Raw genomic sequence first — 26,140 nt, 5'->3', positions numbered from 1 at the left:
ACCGCTGCGGATGATTCCCATTTCGTCGTTTCAATGGTCCACGGAATGTACCTGTTCACGTCATAGGCTACGACGGAAGACGTCCTCGTAGCTAGAGAGGGCACCCGAGTGCACGGCTGCGACGCGCGGCCTCCTCGGCAGTTACGGAACGCGGTCGCGCCGCGCCCCATCGCTGCAGGACGAAACGATACGCTTCGCACGCGCCGGGCATGTCCGAGGCCTTCTCTTTGGCTGCGCCGAGCCATAGGTGGGATCGCACGTGGAGCGCGCCGCGCTGAGGTCCCTGACACGTTTGCGCTGCCGTTTCGAGAAGGGGGATCGCGCGCGTGATGTCACCTGCGAGAAGACGCATATGCCCCTCGTAGGCTTCGAGCACGCCCATGTTCATGGGCGCATTGTCGATCATGGGTACTTCTCCCGCTTCGTGTCGAGGATCGCGAAGCATGGCCTCGGTCGCCTCGATGCGAGAGCCGACGGCGGGGCCCCATCGAAGCACCCAACGCTTGAAGCTGTCGATCTTCACCCGAGTGTTCTGCTCCCAAACCTCGGTCGCGCTTTTCCATGTCGCCGTGGTCATCTGGCCGTGCTCGAGCGCCGTGGCGAAAAGAGATGGTTTCGCATACTCGGAGGCGAGGGTGGGATCGCCGCGGATCCACACTCCATCGCGCCGAAAGAAGCCCTCCGCGATCAGAGCTGCATCGCGACCGCGTCCCATCTCGCGCAACGCTTCGACGGAGATGAGTGCCGCCGACAGATGCTTTTCGATGGTCTCGGAGCCGGTGACTCGACGTTTCAATTGTTCGGCGATGCGAAGTGCTGCGTCGAAGTCACCCGCCCAAATCTCGAGCTCGGCCGAATCGCGCAGGCGCGCGAGCTCGCGCTCTTCGGGCGGGAGATTCTTCCAGCGCAAGGAGAGCGCTTCTTCGATCTCCGCGCGCGATGTGCCGGTGCCGGCCAGCGCGTTCGCGAGCTCGCCGTAAGCCCACGGCTGATCCGCTTCCGATGCGACCCACTTCCGCGCTTGCGTCACCGCCTCGCTACAGCGACCGGTGCGACGCAGGTCGACGCTGCGATCTTCCATGCAGTCGACCGCTTCCGGCGAGAGCTCCAGACATCGGTCGAGCGCGTGGATTTCCTCGTCGTGGCGGCCGAGACGGCAGAGAATGTGCGACTGCAACTGCCAAGCGTCCGCGTAAAGAGGATCGATTTCCGTGGCGCGACGCACCATCGTGAGCAAACCCTCGAGCTCGTGAGGAAGCATCGCGACGCCCGAATGCCGCAGCGCCGCGAGGACCCGAAGCTCCGCGTCCTCGGGAAATCGGCGCACTCCCTCATCGAGGAACCGAGTAGCTCCGTTCTCGTCGGGAAGCTCGGGCGAGATCAGCTGGGCGTACGCGTCGAGTAGGAGACGATCGCGCTCGCTGAGCTTCTCGCGAATGGCCAGCGTTCGTCCGAGCTGTTCCATCTGACGTGCCCTGGACCAGCGCGTTCTCGGAATCACCGTCAAGCGAAGTTGCGTTTCGGGGCACGCGGGATCGATGGCGGCCGCTTTCTCGAAGAGCGTTGTCGCTCGCTTCCAATTTGCTGCGCGAAGTGCCTTCAACCCTTCGCGATGAAGTTCGGCAGCCGCCGGGGCGCAAGCGGAAGACACCGGGAGCCCGACGACCGATGTAGGGCTCGGCGCCGTTAGGGCCATCGGCGCGGACACCTTCCGCGGTAGGAAAGCATGAAGCACGAGCCCTAGCACCACCAGTGACGCCGCGATCCATCCGAAGCGGCGAGATCGCTTGCGCACCGGCGCAACCTTGACGCTCGGCTCGAGTGCGGCGAGGAGTGCCTCCATCGTTGGGAAGCGATCCTCGGGCCGTTTGCTCAAGGCTCGCCGAATCACGCCTGCGATTTCATGAGGCAAGTGCATATCGCGCGGCTGCCCTTCGAGCACCGAGGCCATCGCCGCGAGAGGGTCGTTGCCCGGCCATGGCAGCTCGCCGGTCAGGAGCTCGTGCGCAGTCACGCCCCACGCGAATTGATCGGTGAGCCCGTCGAGCGGCTCCCCGCGAATCTGCTCTGGCGCCATGTACGCAGGCGTTCCCATGATGCCAGCGGTCATTGCCGTCGCGAGGCCGAAGTCGACGAGCTTGATCGCCCCGTCGTCTCCGACCATGACATTGTCTGGTTTCACATCACCGTGCACGACGCCGGCGCGGTGTGCCGCGTCGAGGCCGCCCGCGATCGCCATCAGCCATCGAACCCTCCGCCGCAGGTCCACCGAAGGATCGCCGACATAGGTGCGGAGGTTCTTGCCGGTGATGCACTCGCTCGCCAAGAAGGGAATCGTTTCGTGCACGCCGACGTCGTAGATGATCACGATGTTCGGATGGCTCAACGTCGCGGCTGCGCGCGCCTCGCGAACCAGTCGCGCCGAGGTTTCGCGATCCGGTGAGCCGCGAAGCATTTTCAGCGCGACGGGGCGCCTCAACGTCGTGTCGAAGGCGCGAAACAGCTCCCCCATGCCGCCGACGCCGAGGCGTTCCTCGAGAACGTAGCGACCGAAGACCATGCCCGGCAAAAGCTCCAGATCATTGCGCGAGCCTCGCACGGCCCTCGTCTGCACGTCCCGCTCGATGCGCTCGAGTGCCTCGCGCACGGCTTCCGCCGATGCTGGGCGAAGATCCCGCTCCTTCGCGAGCAACGCGGCCACCAGGTCGTCGAGTGCTGCCGGAACGTCCGGACGGAGATCGATGACGCGCGGCGGCTCCAGAAGCACGAGCTTCGCGAGCGCCGTGAGTGCGCGCGAGCCCTCGAAGGCCTCCGCGTCGGTGAGACAGCGAAAAAGGAGACACCCGAGGGAAAAGAGATCGGCTCGCGCATCGAGGTCCGCGATGCCGTGCGCTTGCTCCGGCGCCATGTAGCCCGGGGTTCCGATGATGGTTCCGGTTGCCGTCCTCTGGGACCCCACGTCGCACATTCGTTCGATACCCATCGAGCGGGCAAGCCCGAAATCTGCGAGTTTGGCCTGTTCGATCGCTCGTTCTGGCAGGAGCACATTGCTCGGTTTGACGTCGCGGTGAAGGATCCCGAGCGCGTGCGCCGACGTCAACGCCTCGGCGATGCACCGGCCCAACTTCACGACCTCGTGCACGTCGAGCGCCCTCCGTTGGAGTCTCGCGGCAAGCGTCTCGCCATCGATCCATTCCATCGCCAAGTACGGCTCGCCCTCGCTGCCGACGCCATGCGCAACGTAGCGAACGACCGCTGGATGTTGGAGCATTTCGAGTGCGCGCGCCTCCGCGTCGAGCCTTCGCAAAGCGGAAGGATGGGTCGTGCGCATGACCTTCAGGGCGACGGGGGCTCCCGTAACTCGATCGCGTGCTCGGTATACGATGCTCGTACCGCCCAATCCCGCTTCACGCTCGATGTCGAAGCGCTCGCCGAAGACCAGGGGATGCTTTTCCCATTGCACCGAGCCGATGATTTCGCTCGGCAAACGCTTCACAAGGAAAGTCCCAACACGATCCGTGCTTCGTCTTGCATCTCCTGCTCACTTCCGGTGCAGTTGCGAAGCGCCTCGAGCAACGCGGCTCGGAACTCGCGTCGAGCGTAAGAAAGGCGGTTGTTGACGTCCGTAATCGAGATACCGAGCGTGGAGGCAATGGTTTCGTAAGTCGAGCGGTCCGTGTCATCCCGCAGGTGAAAGAGCTCGAAGGCTCGAAAGTGAATTTTCCTTCCTTCACGCTCACAGGTGGTACGAAGCGATTCGACCGCCGTATCGACCAGGGCTTTTACCCATTCCGCGTCGAACACGGCTTCGGGATCTTCGACTGGAGCTTCCCGCTCGATCTCCTCTTCCGCAAGTCCGAAATCGAGCCGAAGAAGGGACACGGCGCCACCCCGCTTTTTGGCATAGTGCTGACGGTCCATGTCGATGACGAGTCGATCCACGCACATGCGAACGAACGTGCGAAACCGTGCTTGACCCGGATCGTACGATTGCAACGTCGTGCGCTCGAGGGCACGCGCGAAGAACTCCTGGGTAATCTCCTCGGCCTCGGCGGGTAGCTTGCGCCAGCGAAGGCGAACGTACTTGTAAATCGGCTTCCAGTACGACCTCGAAATGACCTTGAGCGATTGCGATCGCTGCACCGGGTCCGGGCTCCGGACACCCATAACCGCTGAGGGCGGAGTCTTGGGGAAGCTCCCTCCAAACGGTTTGCTCATCATGATGAAACTTTGCCCGTGCGGTGGGGTATCGGAAAGCGGGAAAAGCAGGACGACGGGCAATGATGTTGATTGGACACTCTTCGATGAGCGCCAATGACGCTCAATGAAGGGAAACGTACGCCTCATTCCAGCGGGACGACTTTTTTTTGGCCGTCCGCCTAGCGGACGAAGCCGGCATTGCCGAAAGGGACTTTCGTAGCCTCAACCTCATCATCCCGTCGACCGATGGCGACACCCACCCAACCTTGGAGAGAATGAACGATGGTTCGTCCAACGACGGCGCGCACGCTCGCGAAGGTAGATATGACCAATCCCATCCTTCGCAAATTTGGATTGACTGAATTTTCGTCTCTCACCAGGGTGGCCATCACAGCGCCGATGTTGATGTTTGCCATCGGGTGCTCTGCATCGAATGATGGAGGCGAGTCGGCGGACTTGCGGCCCCCGCCCGCAGTCAACCAGGCCCTTTGCGAGCCACTTCACCGGCCGTTGCCAACGCCAAATGCCAACGCCTACCGCTTCTTCGCTTCCGACCAGGAAGCCGTTGAACATGCAAAGGTCCTCTTCCCGACAATATCGAAGAAGCCACCGCTTCCGGCGGGGCACGCGCTCCAAGCGCAGGCCGAGGCGCTCATATCGGAGCTCTATCCGACATTTCGAAAGGTCTATCCCACGGAGACACAAGGGCTGGACAAGCCTCCGCGCGCCCTGATCATCGAGGACGACGAGGTTAACGCCTTCGCGACCAAGGATAGTAGGGTTCAACCGGAGGTCTATCCTTGGTACGTTGCCTTCAATACCGGTGCATTCAATGGCGCCACGCGGGACGACCTTTTGGGGTTGGTGGGGCACGAATTGGGACATTTGCTGCTGCGGAACTATTCAGCAGCTGTCAAGAATAGCTACCAACGTCATTACATCGTCTCTGGCGATGAACAAGGCGTCTTTGGCGCATACCAGACGGACGACAAGAAGGTGGCCAAACGGGCCGCGGAGCTCGATCACCTTCGCGCGCGCGTCGGCATGGTTGGCGTACCAGAGGTTGGCCGGATCCCTCAATGGCCATTTCACCCGAAAAACAGGCCGCCATTCTACGATGACGTCGTTACGTACGCTTTCAATAAATACAAGCCGCAGAGTGCGGATCCTTCGGCTTGCACTGAGGTCCAGACGAAGAGCCTGGAGGTAAAACAACTTCTGCTCCAACGTTGGAATCCGGACGAGTACACCCTGTCGCTCGATGATGGGACCAAGGCGGCCATTGCATCGAAGATTGAGCCGTTGCGCGAGGCACTTCGAAAATGCCTTCCTGTCATCAAGCGGACTTTCACATCGCTCATTCAAGAAAAGTACGGAAAGCTGCCAGGTGCGCTGGACGCAGACGAATCGGCGGCGGAATCGAAATACGCTGGCAAAGACTTCGTGGCGGAGATCTTGGAGCTCAACGAGCTCAAACACAAGGCACTCGCCGAACTGGAGGCCAAGACCGATTTGCCGCTCGAATCGTTGCGAGTGTACGAGGAAGAAGAGGACGCGGACGTCATTTCGGCGCGCGTTCTTCGAGAGCACGGCAAAGATCCTCGTTCGGTATCGCTCTACTTGTTGCACAACCACAGCAGCGACGAGTCCGCGAGCCAATGCTTCGCCCAGATTCGGGAGGGGAGTGTCCCCTTCTTTGGTGCGCTCCGAGATAACCATCCGACCACGTGCTGGCGCCATTGGAACCTCGATCGGTTCGCGAGGACCCTCGACGTCAGTTGCAAATAGACGCGATCGTCGCGCCCATTGTGTGCGCAAACCAGTCAGCGCGTGGAGCTGGTCGTGACGTTACTTTGACGATGACGATGCCGGATGATCAAAGGGGGGGCGACGTACGCCGAGGAGCACGAAGCCGGGTGAGTGCGCATGGACGATTTGCTCGAGGCGGTGGAGAAGCTTCCGCTCGAAGGGCACGGCAGTCCTGCACCAAGGACTCCGAGGCGCCGCCGCTATGCTCCGGAGATTACTGGGTAATTCGGAGCGCCCCCGACAAGAGTCGAACTTGTGACCTTCGGTTTAGGAAACCGCTGCTCTATCCTCTGAGCTACGGGGGCGGGCTGGAAATCTCTTCCTGGTGACATCAAATACCCGTGGGGATGAGCCCCGTCCAGTCCGTACGATGCGAAAAATGGACGCCTCCTGGGAGCAAGTGATTCGTGACGTCTGCGTTGCCGAAGGCGACGAGGAACGGGACGTGGCCGAGCTGGCGCGTGGGCTGGACGCGCCGCAAGCGGGCCGGCTGCTGCTTTACCGCAGGCTCGTACGCGGAAATTTGGAGGCGGTGGCGCGCAAGCTTCTGCCGCGCACGGCCGCCTGCCTCGACCGCGCCGAGAACGGCTTTGGGCGCGAGTTCGGCGCGTTTCTCGCGGAGGCGGGTACACGGACGCACTTTCTCCGCGACATCGGTGGCGAGCTCGTTCGATGGGGGGCGCCGGCCCGGTGGGCGGGGCAGGGGTACGCACCGCACCTGGCCGACCTCGCGCGTTACGAGGTTCTCGAGTTCGAGGTCGGCATCGCCGACGTGGCGCAACCTCCCCCGGCGCGCGCGGAGTTGGCGCTCGATCGCGGCGTGGTCTTTCATCCCACGGCGCGCCTCGCGCACTTCGCCCACGCCGTGCACGAGGAGGAGCACGATCCGCCGGCCCCGCGCGCCGTCGCCCTCCTTGTCTTCCGCGATGCCGAGCACGCGGTGCACACGCGCGAGCTCGATCCGACCCTCGCGCCCGTCATGGAGCGCCTTCTCGCGGGCGAGTCGCTCGCCGAAGCCGTTCGCGCGGCCTCAGCCCGTGCCGAAGGCCCCATCGACGATGCGCTCCTCGCGCAGGTCGCCCAACTGCTTGCGGCGCTGGCTGAGGAAGGCGTGCTCCTCGGAGCCGCTTAGTAGCCCCATGTCATCCATGTCTTGGGGCGTCCGAGAAACGGACATCGCTTTCGTCCTTCGTTGCGGTTTGCGCCGTCTTCGAGAAACGCCGCCAGCTGGTATTCGCTTTGCTCTTCGCAGTCTTTGCGAATCCAGTATGGCTGTAGTTCGCTCGCGCGGAGGCTTCCTTGCATCGAATGGGACTTAGGACACCGACGTTATCGGGCTTGGCACTCTCGATCGGCATCATCGTCATGGCCGCATGCGATGACGACGCGCCCGATGGGCCTACCCACGAAGACGCCGGCGATGCAGGGAATGCCGCGGATGCCCCCTCCTTCGATGCGAGCGACGCCGATGCGGCCGACGCAACCCCGGATGGCGGCGGCGGGTGCACCATCGTGGAAAACGAAGTACGTCATTTGGAACGCACGCTGGGGCAAGCTGTCGAGCTTCATCGGCATCCCGCTCGTTCCCGATTGGGGGCGATCTCGTCCTACCTTCCGGAAATGTCCTATGGTGTCTTCGGCAGCTACGTTGAGCTGGACAACCTGCCCGTTTGGTGCTCGTTCACGAGTCCAGCCTGGACGACGGACGAGAGCGGAGCCTATCCCGTCCTCTCGTGCCACCAGGTTGCAGGCGCGAGCGTAGGGCGCCATGAAAGGACGGATCGCGTTGCGATCGCCGGGCCCATGGAATTTTCGCACAACGATCACGGGCGTTGGGCGCAAAACACGTGGGAGAGCAACGCCAGCGGAAGCCTGACCATCAGCGACGCCGAGATCCACGGCAGCTGGCAAGCCAATGCGGATACGGACAGCTACTACGACGGCTCAATCGTCAATGAAAAAACCAACGTGTCGGTGCAGATCGACGTGACTTACGACACGGTGGCCCCGCCCTACGATGCCGATGCCGGCATCGGACCCGTCGACGACGCAGGCGCGTTCCAGCCCGTGCCTCCGTTGTGCATCACCTCGGGGAAGCTCTCCCTGCAGTCTTCGTTCATCGGGTGCGAGCGCGTGGAATTCGTTTGGTCCGGCTGCGGACAATTCACGCGGAGGTAATTCCCGCAGCGCCGGGGAGCGCACGCTCGGCGACAGCCCGCACCTTGCGGACTTCGTCGAGCAGTGCGTCGAGTGGCGGAATGGTGAAATCGCGCTCCACGACGATGGGAACAGGCCCGGTGCGCGGAAGGGCACGAGCGAGAAGCGCGAGAACCGGATCGGGAACGTCTGCGCCGTGCGTGTCCACGAGCAGGCGCTCGTCGCCGGGGATGCTCATCCACTCGCCACCGGCCACGTGGATCTGCACGGCGCGCTCGAGCGGCGCACGATCAAGCCAATTTGCCGCGTCGAAACCGAAGTTCGTGGCGTTGACGAACGCGTTGTTCACGTCGAGAAGAAGCCCGCAATCGGCGCGCTCGCACAGCTCGGAGAGGAAGTCCGGCTCCTCCATCGCATCATCGTCATTCAGCGTCAGGTAATAACTGATGTTCTCGACGGCGACGGGCCTCCCCAGCACATCGGCCGCATGCCGCACGCGATCGGCCACGCGAACCAACGACTCGCGCGAGAACGGAATGGGCAGCAGCTCGTGAAGCACACGCCCGCCGCTGGAACCGAAACACAAATGGTCCGAGTGAAAGGGCGCGCGCACCTCATCGAGGAACGCGCGCAGTTCGCGCAGGAAGGTCGCATCGAGCGGCTCCGTCCCGCCGAGCGACAAACTGAGACCGTGCGCCAGCAGCGGGTAGCGGCCCGCGAGGCGTGCGAGCGCCTCGCGGTGGTAGCCGCCTCGCCCGATGTAATTCTCGGGGGCGATCTCGAGGAAATCGAGCTCCTCGGGCATGCGCTCGAGGAGCTCCTCGATGAACTCCCACCGGAGACCGAGACCGACCTTCACGCGCCCTCGGGTTACTTCTTCGCGGGCGCCGAACCGCAGGTGCCGGCGCCGCAGCTCGCCTGGCCGGCGGCGGGCTTCTTCCCGGTCTTCTTCGGCGGCGTCGTCTCCTTGGCCGCGGGGGCAGGGGCTGACGTCGTGGCGGGAGCTTGCGTCGCGGCGGGGGCGGGCGTGGCCGCGGCCGGCTGCGCTGCTGCGGCTTCCGTCGTGGCCGCTGCGGGAGCCGGCGCCGGTGTGGGCGCGGCGGCAGCCGGTGCGGGCTCGGCCGGGGCCGTCGTCGTCGTCGTGGTCGTCGGGCTGCTCGACTCGGGCGGCGGCGAACCGCCGCACGCCACGATGAGCGCACCGGTTCCCAGGGTGGCGAGGACGCCGGCGATGCTCGACACGTTCAACTTGTTCATGACGAATGTCTCCCTTTCTCTTCTTCTTCTTTTTCTTCGGTTTCCTTGAATTCGCGCACCATACTATTGCGATTGCGGCGTGGCGCGCAGCTCAAACGTGACGTCGAGCACGTCGGCGACCTTCGTTCCGAGCAGTCCAAACGCCCGTTTGGCGAGCTTGCCCAGATTGTCGCGCGGTTTGACGTCGTGCTCGGCAATGGTGATCTTCAGCGGCGACTTCGTCACAATCTCGATCGACGTGGGCCGCGCATCGGCCGCTGCGCCCGACGGAAAATGAAAGCGCGCTTCGAGTGGCACCACCTTGTCGGCCTTGTGACCGTGCAGCAGCAACTCACCGTGCGACATGAGCGTCACCACGCGAACGTCGTCCGCGCCCTGTTTCACCGGGGCAACCTTCGTCACGTCCGACGCGCTCAATTCATCGATGGACCGAATCGAATACACCGCCCAGCGGTTCGCTTCGCGCACGTCGGCGGAGACGGCATCGCCCACCTCGAGCCATCCGGCGGCGTCCTTCGTCTGCTTCGAATCCTGCGGATCCGCGTCGAACGTGTGCGTCTTCAGCGTGGTCAGATCGATTTTTACCTCACCGCGCGTATTGGCGAGGTTCATCAAGTCCACATCGAGCGAGCCGGCCGAGGCGGAGGTATCGCCCTTCAAATGTTCGGCCGGCGCCGGCCCGTCGATGTGCGTTTTGCCATCGGTCGCAATCGTGTACTTCGCCACCATCGCCGTGGGCGGTGGCTTCTCCACCGTCAGCGAGCTTGCACTCGCGGCCAGCTTGGGCGCGTCCTCGCTCTTGCTACAGCCCAGGGCTGCGAGCGGGATGGCGGCGAAACAACCTAGGTACGCGAGGCGAATGAGGCTTGCTTGCATGGTCACGCCGTAGATTACGGCCGTGGCCCGTAGCGGTTTCGCTCTTTTCCGTAATTTTCACGGAGGAGGCGGCCCGCCACCGTCTCTCGGACCGCCGCCGTCCCTGGGACCGCCACCGCCACCCCCGATCGAGCACAACGCTGTGCTGGTCGAGGAGCGAACCACGATGGCTTTCCACGCGAGCATCGCACCGTCGCTCATGCGCGCCGTCTCGAAGGTATAATTGGCCAGGTCCGCGCCCCCGACCACGTTGTCGTTCGTGTTCGTCGTATCGCGCGCGCCGCGCGTGTTGTAGAGCGGCTGCGTGCTCACGATCTCGTCGTCGAGCGCATCGTCGAAGACCAGCTGCGACGTCACGTACTCCGTGCCGTTGATGCGTATCGTAAAGTGGATATGAATCGTGCGGCTGCTGTACCAGCCGGGAAAGCACGTGTCGAAGTCCACGCGCCCGTTCGAATCGGTGGTCTGCACGCCGCGAAACCATCGAGCGGCGCGTGCGGTGGCATCGCCGCTCGTGCAAAAGTCGCTCGCGTCGCTGCCGGAGTAGAGCCCTTCGGGGGCGCAGTGCCAGATGTCGATGCTGGCATTCGCCACCGGCGTGCACGACTCGTCGACCACGAGAAACGCAAGGCGAACGGGCAGGCCATCGTGGCCTTCGCTGATGTCCTTTCGCTCGATGGTCTGCGCGTAGCACGGTCCCAAGGTCGCGGCGCACGTCAGCGTGCACGCCGAGCCCAAGCCCGATGTGAACGGATCGGGGTAATTCCCAGTCATCACCGCCGTTCCGCCGGTGGCCCATGCGCCCGCCTCACCGGTGCCGATCGCATCCGCGTTCGTCGCACTGTCCGTTCCAGTACCGCTGTCGGTTCCCGTACCGCTGCTGGTGCCCGCATCGCCATCGGACGAGCACCCGATGAGCAACTTGGCAAACGGTGCCGCCACGAACGCGGCGCCGATGCCGCGCAAAGCCTTGCGTCGCGAGATGATCCGCAACTCTTCGTCGACCCGCTTCGTCAAACCACCGGAAAGATATTTCATGCGCACGTTCTCCTGCGCACTCAGTCTGCTACCCGAGATCTTACGAATCTCTTACACGGCAAAATTTCCCTTTCGCCCTGACCCCTAACCCCTTATCCCTAATCCCTATGTCGAGGCGTGTGCTCCTCGTCGAGGACGATAGCGAGCTGGGTGCGCAGATCGTTCATCGGCTTCGCGACAATGGATTCGAGGCGGAGTGGTGGCGGGAGGGGCGCCGTGTCACCCAGGAAGACCTTCGCGGCTTCGATTTGGTCATCGTCGATTTGATGCTGCCGGGCGTCTACGGCATGGACATGCTGAAGGACGTGCGGGCCTGCTCGGAGGTGCCCGTTCTCGTTCTCAGCGCGCGCGATGCGACGGCCGACAAAGTGCGCGCGCTGAAGCTCGGCGCCGATGACTACATGACCAAGCCATTCTGGCCGGAGGAGCTCCTGGAGCGCGTGCGCGCGCGGTTGCGCCGGCCCGCTCTGGGCCGCGGCGACGTGCTCGAGGCCGGGGCGCTGCGCATCGATCGCGCACGGCGCGAGGTGCAGTGGAAGGGAGAACGCATCGAGCTCACGCGCGTCGAGTTCGAGTTCCTTTCCGCGCTGGCCGAGCGGCCAGGGGAGGCGATGACCCGGCGTGCGCTCGCCGAGCGGGCGCTGGATCCCGAGCGCGATGGCGGCGAGCGCACGTTGGACGTGCACGTCTCGCGGCTCCGCAAGAAGCTCGCGCAGATGGGCGAGACATCGCTCATCGAGACGGTCTGGGGCATCGGCTATCGGCTTGCGCCATGACCAGCCTGCGCATTCGGGTTGCGGTCGCCACCATTCTCGTGACCATCCCCGTGGGGCTGCTTCTCCTCTGGTACGACGCCGCTCGCCAGCACGAGGTTGCCGAGCGGCTGCTCGCGGGGCACGTCGAATCGCGCATGGCCACCGAGCGCGATCGCTGCGAGGCCGCGCCCGAGTCCTTCGGCGGCGAATTGCCCGGAGGCCCGCCGCGCCATCTCGGTCCACCGCCGCCTGGCCCCCCTCCGCCGGGGGCCCCGCCTCCACCGCCCCACGGTCCGCCGCCGCCTCCTCCTAGGCCGCGCGCGCGCCCTGCCGTCATTTTTGCGTACGATACCGAGCTGCGCTCGCGCAATCCCAAGGCGCCGGCCATTCCGGAGTCTCTCGTGCGCGCCATCCGAGATGCGTCGGTGGCGGTCGCGCCCACGCGTTTTCTCAGCACCGACGTCGAAGTCCTGGTCGCCATGCCATGGCGCACCGGTCCTTGTGCCTACATGTTCGGGCGTGGAAGCACCGATCCCGGGTGGGGCGTGCTCCCCGAATCGAACCTGTGGCTGCTCCCCACCGTCGCGGTTTTCGCCGCGATGCTCCTCGCGCTCGGCCCCGTCGTCCGGCGCATTCAGAAGCTCACCGAGGCCGTCCAAGCCTCTGCCAAAAGCGCCTACGCCAGCGCCATCACCGAGGACGGCCGCGACGAAATCGGCGAGCTCGCGCGCGCCTTCAACGCCGCCGGTGTCGAAATCCGCGCACGCGAACGCGCCTTGCGCGATTTCCTCGCGAACACCACGCACGACGTCATGATCCCGCTCACCGTCTTGCAAGGCCACCTCGCCTCCCTGCGCGAGAACGGCGCACGCGGTGAGCCGCTCGATGCGCGCATTCTCGTTTCGGCGATGGCCGAGGCGCACTACATGGCGTCGCTCGTCCACAACCTGAGCGCCGTCGCGCGGCTGGAGGCCGCGGAAGCCCCGACCGTGAAGGACACCGTCGATCTCACCGCGCTGGTGCAGCGCGTGGTCGCACGGCATCGCCCCATTGCGCGCGAGCTTGGGGTAGCGCTCGAGAGCTCGGTGCCCGGCGACGCCGTGCACGTCCTGGGCGACGTGACCCTGCTCGAGCAGGCCGCGAGCAACGTCACCTACAACGCCATCCGCTACAACCGCAAAGGCGGCCACGTGGCCGTCATCCTCGAGCGCACACGAGGCGACGGCTTTTCCCTTCGCGTCATCGACGACGGTCCCGGCATTCCGGAAGCGCAGCGTTCACGCCTCGCCGAACGCGGTGTCCGCGGCGACGAAGCGCGCACCCGCGCCCCGGATGGGCAGGGCCTCGGTCTTCACATCGCGTACCGCGCCGTGCGGCTTCACGGCTTCGAACTGACCCTCGAAGACTCCGAATACGGAGGCCTGGAGGTCAAGATGCAGGGCACGACCTCCTGATCCGCCTGCGGACGAGCAACATGCCCAACCCCAGCGCACCGCCGAACAGCGACGGCGCGGCATCGTGCGAGCCGCCCATGGCGCAGCCGCTCTTGCCCGTGCTGAAGACGTCTTCGTCGTTGTTGCCGTTGCCAGGACTTGCGCTTTGTCCGCCATCCTTGCCGCTGGGCAATCCGGCGTCACCGCCTGCGCTGTTGACCTCGGCCGTGATGCTCCTGCACGAGGACGGCGCCGTGATCACGCCCACGGCAATCCAGGCACACTCGATGATGTTTTTCTGGTTCTGCGAAAACTTCAAATCCGTCGCCGACTGCAAGGTTCCATTGGCCAATTGAGAAAAGTTGGCGCTCGACGTCAGATACTTGGTTTGCGTGCGATACCAAAGTTGAGCGGCCTTGTCCCAGCCGATGCCGTATGCCACGTTGATGTTGGATACATCGTTGGTGCCGCCTTTGGTCATCAAGTAAAAGGCATTGTTCGGAATGCCCGAATTGATGTGCACCCCGCCATTGTCCTGGGTCGTATTGAGGAACTTCGAAAGGTGCGCCGGTTGCGGTAAATCGAGGGTGGGATCGCCCGGGTGCACGAGATCCCGAAATGGTTTGCCGCTGATGAAGACGTTCTCGCCCAATAGGGCATTGTTCTTGTCGTTCGGCTCGATGGAGTGCTCGATGATCGAGCCAAAAATGTCGGAGATGGACTCGTTGATGGCCCCCGGTTGCTTTTGGTACACGAGTTTCGACGTGTTTTCGGTCACGCCGTGGGTAAGCTCGTGGCCGACCACGTCCAGGCTCGCGGAGAGGGCACGCGAGGTGGTGCCGTCGCCGTCGCCGTAAACCATCTGCGTGCCGTCCCACAAGGCGTTGAGCAAATTCTGGGAGAAGTGCACCACCGAAATGAGCGCGCCGTCGTTGCCGTCGATCCCGTTGCGACCGTGCTGCGTCTTGTAATAGTCGTACACCTTGCCGGCGTAATAGTGCGCATCCACCGCCGCACCGGCGCCGCTCTCCACCGATTGATCCCAGCTCGTCGCGCTCGTGGAGGTGAGGAGCGTTCCCGGAAGGTTCTCGGTGTTGTTCGCCGTGAAGGTGCGGATGCCGTTCGGTGTGCGCGTCCTGTCATCGAGGATGTAACTGCTACCCGATTGCGCGATCTGGAGCTTCTTCGAGTCGCCGCGCACCCCTTTGCCGGTGCCTTCCATGGTCTCGATATCGTCGAATGCGCGCAGCACGTCGCCCGTGTGCGCGTCGAGCAGGTAGTCCATGCGGTGCAACGCCGGAAATTCCGTGCGCAGCACGACGTGGTACGCGAGGGCAGGGGTGGCGCCATCCACCGCATGGATGACCAGCTCGGGCGCGGTCCAGATGCGCGCCTCTTGATCGCTGACGACGTTGCGCAGCTCTTCGCGGGCGCGCACGAGCGCACGCTCCGCGTCGAAGGCCGGCACGATGTCCACCGCGTCCAGGCCCGCGACGTAGTTCGAGTCGATGGTCCGCAGTGCGCCCGTATCGTCGTAGTGCGCCATCATCTCCGCGTTCTGCACGGGGATTCCGCGCTCGACTTGCTGCAGGCGCACGTGGGTCATCCCCAGCTCGTCGCGGTGCTCGCGTGTGACGCTGAATTGGCTCTCGGGATCGCGCATGTTGTACTGCTCCCGGAACCGGTTCAGAAACGCCATCGTGGCATCCTTCGCCGACACGCTGCCCGTGAGGAGCGGCGCCGAACGCCCCGCGACGTGCGCCGGTGTCCCCAGCTCCGGATCCGAGGCCCACTCCCAGGCATCTTCGCTCTCGTGCGACAGCGTTTCGACGAGGCTCGCGGACTGCGTGCGCGCCTCGGTCGTGTCCCCCGGGCCGGCGTTGCTGCCGCAGCCCAGGATCACGAGTCCGAGTAGCCCGATTCGTTTGCCCATCGCGACCTCCTCGCGGGCCTATGGCAAGGCTCGGGCCACGCCAGTTTTCGATGGGACTACGCGGTCAGCACGCGCGATCTACGGCAAACCATGGGCATTTCGGCCCTGTTTCCCGGCACCCGAGACACTGGCCTCGAGGGCCAGTGTCCGGAAAGGGCGGGGGTGGTGGTTCAATGATCCCGGGGCTCTTTGCGATCCAGTTCTCGCTCTTCCTAACCCCTAAACCCCCAACCCCTAACCCCTTACTTCGGCAGAAACGCTGCCCCGAAGACGCCGGCGCTGTCGCCGACGGCGTGCTTCACGACCTTCGTGCGGAGCTTGTCGGTGAAGGCCCAGCGGCGAAGCGCTTCGGTGCCTGCGTCGTAGAGGACGTCGATGTTGGAGACGCCGCCGCCGAGGACGATGACGTCGGGATCGAGCACGTTGACAACGGTGGCCATGGCGCGGCCGAAGGTTTCGACGAGATGATCCAACGTCGATTGCGCGGCGGGATCGCTCTCGCGGCGGGCCACCACGTCGACCAGCTTGCGGCGTTCACCGGAGCGGGCGGCGTAGGCTTTCTCGAGGAATGGTCCGCTGAGAAGGGTCTCGATGCATCCGCGGCGGCCGCAGTAACACGCCAGGCCGCGCTCGGGCTCGAGCACCACGTGGCCCCATTCGCCGGCGATGCCTTGGGCACCATCCCAAACGCGCGGCGTTCCTTCATCGGCGATGACGATGCCGCCGCCCACGCCCGTGCCCATGATCACGCCGAACGTGACGCGCGAGCCGCGGGCTGCTCCGAGAACGGTCTCGGCGAGCGCGAAGCAGTTGGCATCGTTGGCGAAGACGATGGGCCGGCCGACGCGCGCCACGAGATCGGCGCGGAAGGGGCGCCCGTTGAGCGCGGTGGTGTTGGCATTCTTGACGAAGCCCTCCTGCGTCTCACTTCCGGGCATGCCCACGCCGATGCGTGCAATGTCCTTCAACCCAGCCTGACGCTCCGTTTCGGCGAGCACCTGGGCAGTGACATCGAGGATGTGCTCATAACCGCGTTCCCGCTCCGTCGGGCGCCGCATCTTGGCGAGTGTTTCGATGTCATCGCCGCGACGGCGAATCACGATTCCTTCGACTTTGGTGCCGCCAAGGTCAATTCCCAGGCGTATTTCTTCGGACATCAGGCGGCTCCTACAATCAACGCACCGGCCTTCGAGGTGCGTTTGTAACGGGACGGGTTTTTTGAAGTAGGGGGATGAGGAGACATATCGGTGTATTTATCGATGGCGGGAGCGCGTCGAGATCTGCGCCAACGCCTGGGGAGCATGCTACCCTGAGCTTTAGTGCAGGCCGAGGCAAACCTCGATCAGACTGTGCTCGACATCGTCGATGCGCGGGTCGGCACAGTCATCCGGAACAAATGGCACGTCGATGCCCTCCTGGGCACCGGCGGGATGGCGGCCGTCTATGCTGCGACGCATCGGAATGGAAACCGTGTCGCGCTGAAGGTGCTGCACCTGCAGCTGTCGATCGACCAGGCCCTGAGCAAGCGCTTCAAGAGGGAAGGGTATGCGGCCAATGCCGTTCAGCATCCGGGCGTGGTGCGGGTGCTCGACGACGACGTGACGGAAGACGGCGCGGCCTTCTTGGTGATGGAGCTGCTCGACGGTGAGACCGCGGCCCACCGCGCGGAGCGTCTCGGCGGGCGCTTGCCCGTGCAGGACGTGCTCACGATCATCGATGGCGTGCTGGACATTCTCGGTACCGCGCATGGCGGCGGCATTGTGCATCGTGACATCAAGCCGGAAAACATCTTCTTCACGCGCGACCGGACGGTGAAGTTGTTCGACTTCGGGATCGCGCGTCTGCGCAATAGCGGAGGGCCCGTTTCGCATACGGCGACCGCGATGGGGACGCCGGCCTTCATGCCGCCCGAGCAGGCCCTGGGGCACATGGACAAGGTCGATGCGCTCTCCGACGTGTGGGCGACGGGCGCAACGATGTACACCTTGTTGTCCGGTCGGCTGGTGCACGAATACGAGACCGCCAACGAGGTGCTCATTGCCGCGGCGACGCGTTCGGCGCTGTCGCTTGCGGAGGTGGCTCCCGACGTCGCCCCGGAAATCGTGGAGGTCGTGGACCGGGCGCTTTCGTACGACAAGGCCAGGCGGTGGTCGAGCGCCAAGGCCATGCAGCATGCCCTGCGGGCGGCCGAGGAGTCGCTGTCGTCGTCGTGGGGGCGAATTTCGCTGGTCGCGGCCGAAGCGAGCGGAAGCCATCCGCGGATTTCGCGGGTGTCGGTTCCCGGGGTTCCTTGGCGCGACACGCTATCGCACGTGTTGCGTCCGCCGTTTGGGCAAGAAGGCCAGGAGATGGCCGACACCACGGGGGCGGAGTTGTCGGTCAGCGTGGCGAAGCCGGCGGCCCCCAAGCTCCGTGGCTGGGTGGTGGCGGCCACGTCGGGATTGCTGGTGGCGCTGGCCTTGGTTGGGAGCTTCGTGGTGATGGGGAAAATGCGGCCGCCGCCTACTCCGAGCGTCGCCGTCGAAACACCGCCGCCGCCGGCACCGGTTTCGGCCAGCGAGCCCGAGCCTCCGGCCTCCAGCGAGACCCCGGTCGACCTGGAGCTCTCCAATCCATCTCCCGCGGCCACGGGAAAGGGGGGCGCCACGCACAAGTCCCGCAAGCCGCCGCCGCGCGAGCCTCCCCGCGAAAAAACCTGGCTCGATCGCCGCAAGTGATCCCCTCCGTCCTTCCGCGTTTCCTCGCCGCCTGTGCCCTGGCCAGTGTCCTCGCCGCGCCGGCGCCTCTGCATGCCGAGCCGCCCCGGGCACCCACCGAGGCCGATCGCCTTTTCGAGGCCGGGCGCGATGCCTCCGTCAAAGGCGACTTTGCGCGCGCCTGCCAGTACTTCCGCGAGAGCCTCCGCCTCGACCCCACCGCCGTCGGTACCTTGATCAACCTTGGCGATTGCGAAGAGAACCAAGGTCACCCCGACGTCGCCCTTGCGTATTACGAGCAAGCTTTCGCGCGTCTCTCCGTCAAAGACGACCGCCTCCCCTTGGTGCACGAGCGCATCTCGTCCCTCGAAAAGCGCTCCGCACGCCTCGAATTGCGCCTCGGCGGCGGCGCACCCGCCGAGACCACGGTAACCCTCGACGGCCGGGTTCTCGGGCCCAAGGAGCTTGGCGTCTCGTTGCTTCTCCCGGCGGGCAACCACCTCGTCGTGGTCACCGCCGTCGGCTACCGAGGCTCGCGCCAGGGCGTCAGCCTCGGCTCGGGCGAGGCGCGGAAGCTCGCCGTGTGGCCCGGCCCCCCGCTGGAGGAGGCGGTGCCCACCTTCGTCGAGAACACGGCGCAAGGCCCGCGCGATCGCGAGCGCCACGCCAGCGTCTTGCGCGCGCTCGGCATCGGCGCGCTCGGGCTCGGGATCGCGAGCGTCTGGGTCGGCAGCGTTACCGGGCTTTTTGCCCTGGATCGCGAGCACCTTCGCCGTGACAATTGCGACGCCAACAACGCGTGCAACGCCACCGGCTACGACGCCGCGCGCTCCGGCGATACATTCGCCACCGTGAGCACGATCACCTTTGCGGCCGGCGCCGTGGCGATTGCGGGTGGGCTTTACCTCGTGCTGACCAACCGCCCCGCGCCGTCGCCGACGACGGCCATCGAGCCCCTCGTGTCGCCGCGCGGGGGAGGTCTCACGCTCCGGCACTCGTTCTGACGATGCTCTCGCGCCGCTTTGCAGCCGCCGTTGTCTGCCTGCTCGCGGTCGGTGGCTGCGCGCAGATCCTCGGTGCCGAATTCGACGGGGCCACCCTCGACGCGGGCGCGCCGCCCTCCTCCGATGCATCCCCAGCAGGCGACGCGGGCTCCGATGCGCAGGCCGTCGATCCGCGCAGCCTCGAGGGGCTCGCCTTGTGGCTCTCCGCCGACGTGGGCGTCTCGGCCCTCGCCGACGCCGAGGGGACCATCACGCTGTGGGAGGATCGCTCCGGAAAGGGGCATTCGGCCACCCCCATCGAACCATCGCGCCGTCCACGCTTGGTGCGCGATGCGACCGTGCCCGCACCGGTCGTCGTCTTCGACCGCGTCCAGAAGACGTGCCTCTCCGTCGCATGGACCGCGATCGGTGCACCGCGCGGGCTCACCTTGTTCGTGGTCAGCCGCGGGAATGCCACGAACGTCGTTCGCTTCGGCCCCGGGGGCATCGTCGCCTTTCCGTGGGACTCGAACGCGGACAACGCGCACGGCGACGCACCCCTCTTGGGCCTTCTGGTGACCACGGCGACCGGCGCCCGAGAAACACCGCGGCTCGGTTCCTCGGGCGCAGCATGGGAAGTCCTCTCGGCCCGCCTGGTCGCACGCGACGTTGGCGGCATCCGCACCTACCGAAATGGGCAGCTCGCCGAGCAAGCCTCACTGCTCGACAGCGATCTCCCCGCAGCGGACGCGCTCACCCTGGGCTGCGCCCCCGGCATGGACGAATTCGCATCGGCGATGGTGGGCGAACTCCTCGTCTACACCGCGTCCCTTTCCGAGTCGAACCGCCGCCTCATCGAAGAGTACCTGCGCGCCAAGTGGCAAATTCGCTGAGGCGATGACGCTCTCGGCTCGCTTGCTTTGTGAAAAAAAGAGGAAGAAGAAACCGCCAGGGCGCCAAAAAAGAGACGCCAGGATCGCCAGGGGAACCAACAATATACCCTCATTTGATTTATTGCAGGTTCCACTGGCGATCCTGGCGTCTCTGGCATCTTGGCGTTTCCTTCTTCTGTGCCGTCTAAATCCTGGTTACCGTACCCTCAGCAGGGCGGGCCGCCGAATTGGCTTACGGAGACGCGCTTCTTGTCGGTGTAACAATCGTCGCCGTTGCAGTTCTTCTCGTAGGCCCGTACGACCACGCGCCACTTCGTGCCCGTGCCTGCGACGGGGAAGGACGAGCCGGAGTCGAGTTGCATCGAGCAGCCGCCGAATTGGCCTGAGGACCATACGCCGTGGGTCCTGGCCGATCCGCTCGAAACCCACTTCGTGCCGTCGTAGGCGTAAACCGTGTAGGATGCATGCAATCCCGTGCACTCGCCCTGCGAGTGAACGACGTGGTCCAGGCCTGCGCGGAAGCCGCCGACGGGCTTGTTGGCGAAATCCACGACATAGCTGTCGCAAAAGAGGCCATGGTTGTACTGGTCATTGGGCGACGAATACGAAAGAACGCCACCACAGTTGCCTGGTATGTCCGTCACCGTTAAGTCCGGCGTGCCGACATCGGCGCACGTCGGAAAGACGATATCTTGAACTGCCTCGCTTCGATTCGACGGTTCGTCCGTCGCCTGCGGCTCTTCCGTGGCGCAAGCTGCGATAAAAAGACTGAAAACGATTCCCGAGAAGAGCACGCCGAGTTTGCCCGAATGCATGATGACCTCCGTGCAAAACGAAGTATCCATTCTGGGCACGGCCAACCATTCGTCTGAATAGGGGACAAGCTGGGACGGCCGCGACTTACTCCTCCATGAGGCGCAATCCGAGGGGCAGTCCTTCGCCGTAAAACGCGGCGCGGTCGGATTCTTCCACGGGCACGTGCTCGCGCACGGCGCGAATCCACTCGGGCTTGGCGGCGAGTTTGACCAGACGCTTTTCCACGTCGCGGCGCACGCGCTCGCCGACGTCGCGTGCGCGGTCGCCGGTCATGCGCGCAAGCTCCACCGCCGCGCGCGTGGCCGTGGGGACCTGCTCCCACTTCTCGCGCAAGAGATGGTCGAGCCACCGCTCCGCCGTGATGGCCGAGACGACGTGGTGCACGCTGGCATACGCCGGCACGCGCGCACCGAGGCGCCCGAGCGCGGCCCAGAGTCGCGGATCGCGATCGGTCCACGTGCGCTCGAGGATGTAGCTGCCGAGCTCCGCGCGGCGCTGAGGGGGAAGCCGCTCGAGGGTCGAGAGCATCTCGAGCAGATCGTCGAGTGCCTCGGGCTTCAGCTTTTTGGGCTTTTTGATGCCGCGATCGGGCGGGGCCACGAAGGCCTCGAAGGTGTCGACGATCTGCGTCTGCGCAGCCTCGTCGAGCCCTGCGGCGACCCGGCGCCAGGCGATGAAGAACTGTTGCCAGCCGCGGGGGCCGTCCACGAAGGCGAGCTTTTCGGAGAAGAGCGATGCGAGGCGCGACACGCGCGCGCTGTCGTGGGGATCGCCGAAGCCAGGCCGCAGGCAATACCCGGCGAGCAGCCAGAAGACGCGCTCGTGGTCGGCGGTGCGGCGGCGGTTGCGCGCGAGCGGGATGAGCGCATCGTACAGCGTGCGCGCGTCGAGCATCGTCCAGCTCGAGCGCTCGCCGAGGAGCCGTTCGAGCTCGCGCACGAGATCCTTCACGTCGCGCGGCGACGCGTCCTGGCGGGGCTTGCCGAAGGCGCGGTCGATGAGATCGTGGGCCGCGTCGAACTTCTTGCCGCGCAGTGAGGTCGCCGGGGGAATCGACGTGGTGCGCTCGCGTTCCACGGCCGGGGCGCGCAGCTGGAAGGCGAGGCGAAAGCGGCGTGGGGCCTTGCCCGCGGGCGGATCGGATTCGACGCACGCGAGATCCAAGGTGCCAATCGCGCTGAGCTTTCCCTCGAGCACGACGGCGATCTCGCGCTTCTCTCCCTTCTCTTCTTTGCCTTCGGCGCGAAACGTCACCGCGGCAGGGGGAAGGGGACGGAAGTGCTCTTCATCGAGCGGCACGACGGTGCCCGCGGGATCGATGCGCGCGTCGTCGGCCGCGAACAGGTCGAAGCGCACGGGCCGCCCGACGGTGAGGGCTAGGGGAACCCCCTCCGCCACGGCGGTGACGTCTTCTTTGGTGCCGCGCGGCACGACCGAGACGGCCTTGGTGCCGTCGCCCAGGGCCACGTAATAGCCGTGCGCCGCGCCACCTTGAATGCGAACGCCGTGTCCGCGCAGTGCGAGCGCATAGGCGACGGCGCCTCGGGCCACACCGAAGTCGGGATCGGGATGGGGAAGCACCGCGGGTCCAGGCGCGCCTTCGGGGTGCCACGAGCTCACCACCTCCGCGACCCGCTCGGCGATGCGCGTCGCGCGGAAGACGCCGCCGTTCAGCAACAGCGCGTCGATGCGCGTCCCCGAGCCCACGTGCCGCGCGACGAACCAGGCGATGTGCCGCGTGATGGCCACGTCGCGCTCGTACGGGAGCCCGAACGCGACCAAGGCACCCCGCGTGCGTTGCGGCCGCGCATCGCGCTCCACCTTGGGGAAAAAGCCCTCCAGGACGATGCGCTCCACCTCGTCCCGTGTGAGCTTCGTGCTGAGCGAGCCGCCCACGAGCTTGGCGCCATGCCCGAGCACCGTGACGGCCGCCTCCTCCGGCACGTTCTCACCTTGGCCGCCCAGAAGCCGCTCTTTGGCCGTGCGGCAGGCCGCGGTGAGCTGTGCAAAGCGCCCGGGGTCGAACTTCGTCTCGAGCCGCTCTTCGCAGAGATGGGCCAAAGTGAGGTCCATGTTGTCGCCGCCGAGCAAGAGGTGATGCCCGGTGGCGATGCGCGAAACCACGGGGCCACTTTCCCCGCGTTCGACGCGAATGAGCGAGAGATCCGTCGTGCCGCCGCCCACGTCGCAGACGAGCACGTGCGCGGCTTGTGTGCCCGCGATGAGCGCCTCGAGCCCGGCGGTGCCGATGCGCTGCATGCAATCGTAGAACGCGGCCTGCGGCTCCTCGAGCAAGCGCACGTTCAGGCCCGCGCGGGTCGCCGCCTCCAAGGTGAGCTCGCGCGCGCCCTCGTCGAACGACGCCGGTACGGTGAGCACCACCTCGGTATCGGCGAGCGGCGTATCCGGGTGCGCCGCGTCGTACGCCGTCTTCAAATGCGCGAGGTACCGGGTGCTCGCGTCCAGCGGCGAAACCTTGGGCACGGATTCGTCGTCCGAGCCCCACGGAAGAATCGCCGCCGTGCGATCGACGCCCGCATGGCATAGCCAGCTTTTCGCCGAGGCAATCAGCCGCCCGGGGACCTGCGCGCCGCGCTGCCGCGCGAACTCACCGGTGACGTACGGCGCATCGTGAAAGGGATCGCCCTCGATTTCCCCTGCCGCCGGCGCAAACAGGCACGATGGCAAGAGAGCGCGCGCCTCGATCTCGGTGCGCGTGACCAACTGCGGAACTGCGAAAATGCGCGGCGTGCGGTCCGGTCCCTCCGCGTCCGCCCACGCCAGCAGCGTGTTCGTCGTGCCGAGATCGATCCCAACGACGCGCGCGCTCGTTCTCATCCTTTAGGTCGATCCCGCCTCTCCGCGCACGGTCAGCTCGATGCCCCAGCGCTCGTTCGGCTTGCGCGGTTGCGTGGCGACCGCCTCGAGCATCAACGTGCCCACCTCGGTCACCGAGGCATGCAACCGCACCGGAACGACGTCGCCCTCGGCGCGGCCTTCGGCGGGCAACGTGACCTCGATGGGGGCGAGCTCCTCGAGCTCTCCTTCCTTCCATCGCTCCAATTCGGTACCTGCGGCGTCGTCACGGCGCACCGTCGATCCGAAGAACCGGAAGCGCACCGGCTCGCCCACCACGACGCCCAGCTCGTTCGGCGGAAGGCTCGCCTCGGTGCCTTCCTCCATCCCGAACGGCGCCACGCACAGCGCGGTGATCGGCGGCTCCATGCCCGGCACCGCCGGCATCGCGCTCTCGATGCCGACGTAGTACGCGCGCGCCGTACCGCCGCGGATGCGCAGCCCGCGTCCGTGTCGCGAAAGCCCGTAAGCCGCCGCCCCGCGCGCCACGGCCAAGTCGTAATCGGCCTCGGCCAGCATGCGCACCGGCGCTGCTCCATCTTCCGCAAGCCATCCATTGAGCGTCGTGAGCAGGCGCTCGCGCAGCGCATCGCTCTTCATCACGCCGCCGTTGAACAGCACCGCGGTTGGATGCAGCAAGCTCCCGCCTTGCGAGGCGAGCCCCAACGTGGCCAGCGCCCCGGCCTGCTTGCCCAAGAACGCGGCCAGATGCTTCGTCACCGCGGCATCCGATGCATAAGGAAGCCCCAATTGCGTCAGACCACCACGCGCCCGCACCGCAGGCCGCGCCGCCGCCGGCACCACCGGGAAGAAGCCTTCCACGAGCACGCGCGTCACCTCTTCGCGCGTGAGCTCACTGCGCACGCCGCCGCCCACCAGCTTCGAGCCGCGCGCTGCGAGAACGATGGGCACCGACTCGAGCGCGGCATCGCCCAAGAGCCGCTCCTTCGCGCTGCGGGCCGCATGCGTGAGAGCGCCCATTTGCCAGCGATCCAGCTCCGTCCCGTTCTGGGCCACCTTCTGCCGCACCACGTGTGCGAGCGCGAGGTCCATGTTGTCGCCGCCGAGCAGAATGTGATCGCCCACGGCGACGCGCACCAGTTCGAGCGAGCCCTCTTTCTCGACGGCGGCAATGGCCGAAAAGTCCGTCGTCCCGCCGCCGATGTCCACGACCAGGATGACATCGCCGACCTTCAGCTCCTTGCGCCATCCATCGCCCATCGCATCGATCCACGCGTACAGCGCGGCCTGCGGCTCCTCGAGCAAGGTGATGTTCTCCAGGCCTGCCGCCAGCGCGGCCTCCGCCGTGAGCTCGCGGGCACCCGCATCGAACGACGCCGGCACCGTGATCACGATCTCCTGCGCACCCAGCGGTGCTGCATCACCGCCGCGGCGTTTTTGCAGGGCATCCCACGCCTCGGTGAGGTGCTCCAGGTAGCGCCAGGACACCTCCACCGGGGAGATCTTTTCGATGTCCTCCGGTGCACCCTGCGGCAAAATCTGCCCGCGCCGGTCCACGCCCGTGTGACAGAGCCAGCTCTTGGCGCTTGCAATCGTGCGCAGCGGTGCATCGGCGCCTCGCGCCCGCGCCAGCTCGCCCACCGCGAACCGCCGCTCCGCATCCCACGGGAGCGCCTGCGGCCCCTCGGCCTCCGCCGCAAAGTACAAGAACGACGGCAGCAAGGTCCGCGCGTCCACCGTGCCGGCGGCCACGAGCTGCTCGATGGGCGTCACCTCGGGCCGAGCCTTTTCGTCCCCGAGCGGGGCACTCGCCAGGGCCGTGTGCGTGGTCCCCAGATCGATACCCACGACGAAGCGCTTTTGGTCGCTCACAGCTCGACCTCCGCCGGGCAAAGGATGCTCGCATCGTGCCCCGAAACGGCGGCTGGCAAGGTGATCTCCTTGGCGCGCCAGCCGCGGTGGCGCAACACCCCGCGGTAGGGGCCGGTGCCTTTCACATTGCCGGTCAGCTTCACCTCGGCCGGATCGAAGCCCGCGTTCAAGGTGACCGTCGTATCCTCGTCCTCCGAACGAAGCGGAACGATGGTGGCGTGCGACAGCAGGGCCTTGCGGCATCCCTCGTGGATCACGCGCGCCGTTGCCCCGATTTCCGCGTCGGCGAAGGGCGCGATCTCCTGGGTCAGAAAGTCCACCAGGCGGCCTTCACGCTGGAAAAGCCCCAGCAGCTGCAGCGCCCCATCCACGGATTTTTCGGCCTTCTCCAGCTCCTTGGGCTCTTCCTTCACCGGAGGCGCCACCTCCTTCGGAGGGGGAGGGGCAGGAGGCAGCGCCTTCGGCGTTCGCGCATCCCAAGCACGGGCGGCGTATTCGCCGTCGAAGAGAACGCGGAAAAACGCAATCCACGCGAACCAAAGTCGTGTGAAGAAGGAGAGGGGGGCAAGATCCGTCGTTTCGCTCACGCGCGGAGGCTACTTCCG

20 protein-coding genes and 1 tRNA gene are annotated in these 26,140 nt (G+C 65.6%); 8 read left to right on the top strand and 13 right to left on the bottom strand.

Annotation, left to right across the window (positions count from 1 at the left end):
- Nucleotides 1-91: 91 nt before the first annotated feature.
- Nucleotides 92-3,496, bottom strand: a complete 3,405-nt coding sequence (locus tag LZC95_25545; protein ID WXB00166.1) for a serine/threonine protein kinase — start codon at nt 3,494-3,496, stop codon at nt 92-94.
- Entirely contained in the window at nt 3,493-4,143 is a 651-nt protein-coding gene (locus tag LZC95_25540) for a sigma-70 family RNA polymerase sigma factor (GenBank protein WXB00165.1), read from the bottom strand. Before LZC95_25540 ends, LZC95_25545 begins: the two co-directional genes overlap by 4 nt.
- Nucleotides 4,144-4,581: 438 nt before the next feature.
- On the opposite strand from LZC95_25540, the gene LZC95_25535 reads away from it, so the two are divergent.
- Nucleotides 4,582-5,988, top strand: a complete 1,407-nt coding sequence (locus tag LZC95_25535) for a hypothetical protein (protein WXB00164.1) — start codon at nt 4,582-4,584, stop codon at nt 5,986-5,988.
- Nucleotides 5,989-6,241: 253 nt separating this feature from the next.
- Here the strand turns inward: LZC95_25535 and LZC95_25530 are convergent.
- A tRNA-Arg gene (locus tag LZC95_25530) sits at nt 6,242-6,314 on the bottom strand.
- Nucleotides 6,315-6,388: 74 nt separating this feature from the next.
- Here LZC95_25530 and LZC95_25525 point away from each other — a divergent pair.
- Together LZC95_25525 and LZC95_25520 are read left to right on the top strand one after the other, a co-directional pair.
- The gene (locus LZC95_25525) at nt 6,389-7,141 is read left to right on the top strand and encodes a hypothetical protein (protein ID WXB00163.1); all 753 of its coding nucleotides are present in this window, start codon (nt 6,389-6,391) and stop codon (nt 7,139-7,141) included.
- A 206-nt stretch (nt 7,142-7,347) separates the two neighbouring features.
- Nucleotides 7,348-8,187: a hypothetical protein gene (locus tag LZC95_25520; protein ID WXB00162.1), complete on the top strand. Its 840-nt coding sequence runs from the start codon at nt 7,348-7,350 to the stop codon at nt 8,185-8,187.
- Here the strand turns inward: LZC95_25520 and LZC95_25515 are convergent.
- The 4 genes from LZC95_25515 to LZC95_25500 form a co-directional block, all read right to left on the bottom strand.
- Nucleotides 8,174-9,025 (bottom strand): DUF692 domain-containing protein, encoded by an 852-nt coding sequence (locus LZC95_25515; GenBank protein WXB00161.1) that lies wholly within the window; start codon nt 9,023-9,025, stop codon nt 8,174-8,176. The two genes, LZC95_25520 and LZC95_25515, sit on opposite strands and share 14 nt — an antisense overlap.
- Nucleotides 9,026-9,036: 11 nt before the next feature.
- Complete coding sequence (locus tag LZC95_25510; GenBank protein ID WXB00160.1) at nt 9,037-9,423, bottom strand: hypothetical protein; 387 nt, start codon at nt 9,421-9,423, stop codon at nt 9,037-9,039.
- 63 nt (nt 9,424-9,486) lie between these two features.
- Nucleotides 9,487-10,299: a hypothetical protein gene (locus LZC95_25505; GenBank protein ID WXB00159.1), complete on the bottom strand. Its 813-nt coding sequence runs from the start codon at nt 10,297-10,299 to the stop codon at nt 9,487-9,489.
- Nucleotides 10,300-10,356: 57 nt separating this feature from the next.
- Entirely contained in the window at nt 10,357-11,337 is a 981-nt protein-coding gene (locus LZC95_25500; GenBank protein WXB00158.1) for a protocatechuate 3,4-dioxygenase, read from the bottom strand.
- A 107-nt stretch (nt 11,338-11,444) separates the two neighbouring features.
- Between LZC95_25500 and LZC95_25495 the strand changes: the two genes are divergently transcribed.
- On the top strand, nt 11,445-12,113 hold the full coding sequence (locus LZC95_25495) for a response regulator transcription factor (protein WXB00157.1): 669 nt from the start codon (nt 11,445-11,447) through the stop codon (nt 12,111-12,113).
- On the top strand, nt 12,110-13,546 hold the full coding sequence (locus tag LZC95_25490) for a HAMP domain-containing histidine kinase (protein ID WXB00156.1): 1,437 nt from the start codon (nt 12,110-12,112) through the stop codon (nt 13,544-13,546). Before LZC95_25495 ends, LZC95_25490 begins: the two co-directional genes overlap by 4 nt.
- Here the strand turns inward: LZC95_25490 and LZC95_25485 are convergent.
- Entirely contained in the window at nt 13,521-15,458 is a 1,938-nt protein-coding gene (locus tag LZC95_25485) for a M4 family metallopeptidase (protein WXB00155.1), read from the bottom strand. The genes LZC95_25490 and LZC95_25485 overlap by 26 nt on opposite strands.
- Before the next feature lie 242 nt (nt 15,459-15,700).
- On the bottom strand, nt 15,701-16,615 hold the full coding sequence (locus LZC95_25480; protein WXB00154.1) for an ROK family protein: 915 nt from the start codon (nt 16,613-16,615) through the stop codon (nt 15,701-15,703).
- Nucleotides 16,616-16,777: 162 nt separating this feature from the next.
- On the opposite strand from LZC95_25480, the gene LZC95_25475 reads away from it, so the two are divergent.
- Genes LZC95_25475 through LZC95_25465 form a run of 3 tightly spaced genes read left to right on the top strand, consistent with a single transcriptional unit; the run spans nt 16,778 to nt 20,030 of the window.
- Entirely contained in the window at nt 16,778-18,175 is a 1,398-nt protein-coding gene (locus LZC95_25475) for a protein kinase (protein ID WXB00153.1), read from the top strand.
- Nucleotides 18,172-19,158: a PEGA domain-containing protein gene (locus LZC95_25470; GenBank protein ID WXB00152.1), complete on the top strand. Its 987-nt coding sequence runs from the start codon at nt 18,172-18,174 to the stop codon at nt 19,156-19,158. Before LZC95_25475 ends, LZC95_25470 begins: the two co-directional genes overlap by 4 nt.
- Nucleotides 19,159-19,160: 2 nt before the next feature.
- The gene (locus tag LZC95_25465; GenBank protein ID WXB00151.1) at nt 19,161-20,030 is read left to right on the top strand and encodes a hypothetical protein; all 870 of its coding nucleotides are present in this window, start codon (nt 19,161-19,163) and stop codon (nt 20,028-20,030) included.
- A 206-nt stretch (nt 20,031-20,236) separates the two neighbouring features.
- On the opposite strand, the gene LZC95_25460 is transcribed toward LZC95_25465, so the two are convergent.
- From LZC95_25460 to LZC95_25445, 4 genes are all read right to left on the bottom strand, one after another.
- A complete protein-coding gene (locus LZC95_25460; GenBank protein WXB00150.1) occupies nt 20,237-20,845 on the bottom strand; it encodes a hypothetical protein in 609 nt (202 codons plus the stop codon).
- Nucleotides 20,846-20,930: 85 nt separating this feature from the next.
- Entirely contained in the window at nt 20,931-23,684 is a 2,754-nt protein-coding gene (locus LZC95_25455; GenBank protein ID WXB00149.1) for a hsp70 family protein, read from the bottom strand.
- Between the two features lie 3 nt (nt 23,685-23,687).
- Nucleotides 23,688-25,535 carry an Hsp70 family protein gene (locus LZC95_25450; GenBank protein ID WXB00148.1) on the bottom strand — a complete coding sequence of 616 codons (1,848 nt, stop codon included), beginning with the start codon at nt 25,533-25,535 and terminating at the stop codon, nt 23,688-23,690.
- Nucleotides 25,532-26,122: a DUF2760 domain-containing protein gene (locus tag LZC95_25445; protein WXB00147.1), complete on the bottom strand. Its 591-nt coding sequence runs from the start codon at nt 26,120-26,122 to the stop codon at nt 25,532-25,534. The genes LZC95_25450 and LZC95_25445 overlap by 4 nt, the downstream gene beginning before the upstream one ends.
- Nucleotides 26,123-26,140 lie beyond the last annotated feature (18 nt).

It is taken from the genome of Sorangiineae bacterium MSr12523 (assembly GCA_037157775.1).
Classification (GTDB): Bacteria; Myxococcota_A; Polyangia; order Polyangiales; family Polyangiaceae; genus Pendulispora; species Pendulispora brunnea.
The sequence above is the reverse complement of the archived record's forward strand: the minus strand, read 5'-3'. Positions and strand labels throughout refer to the sequence as shown.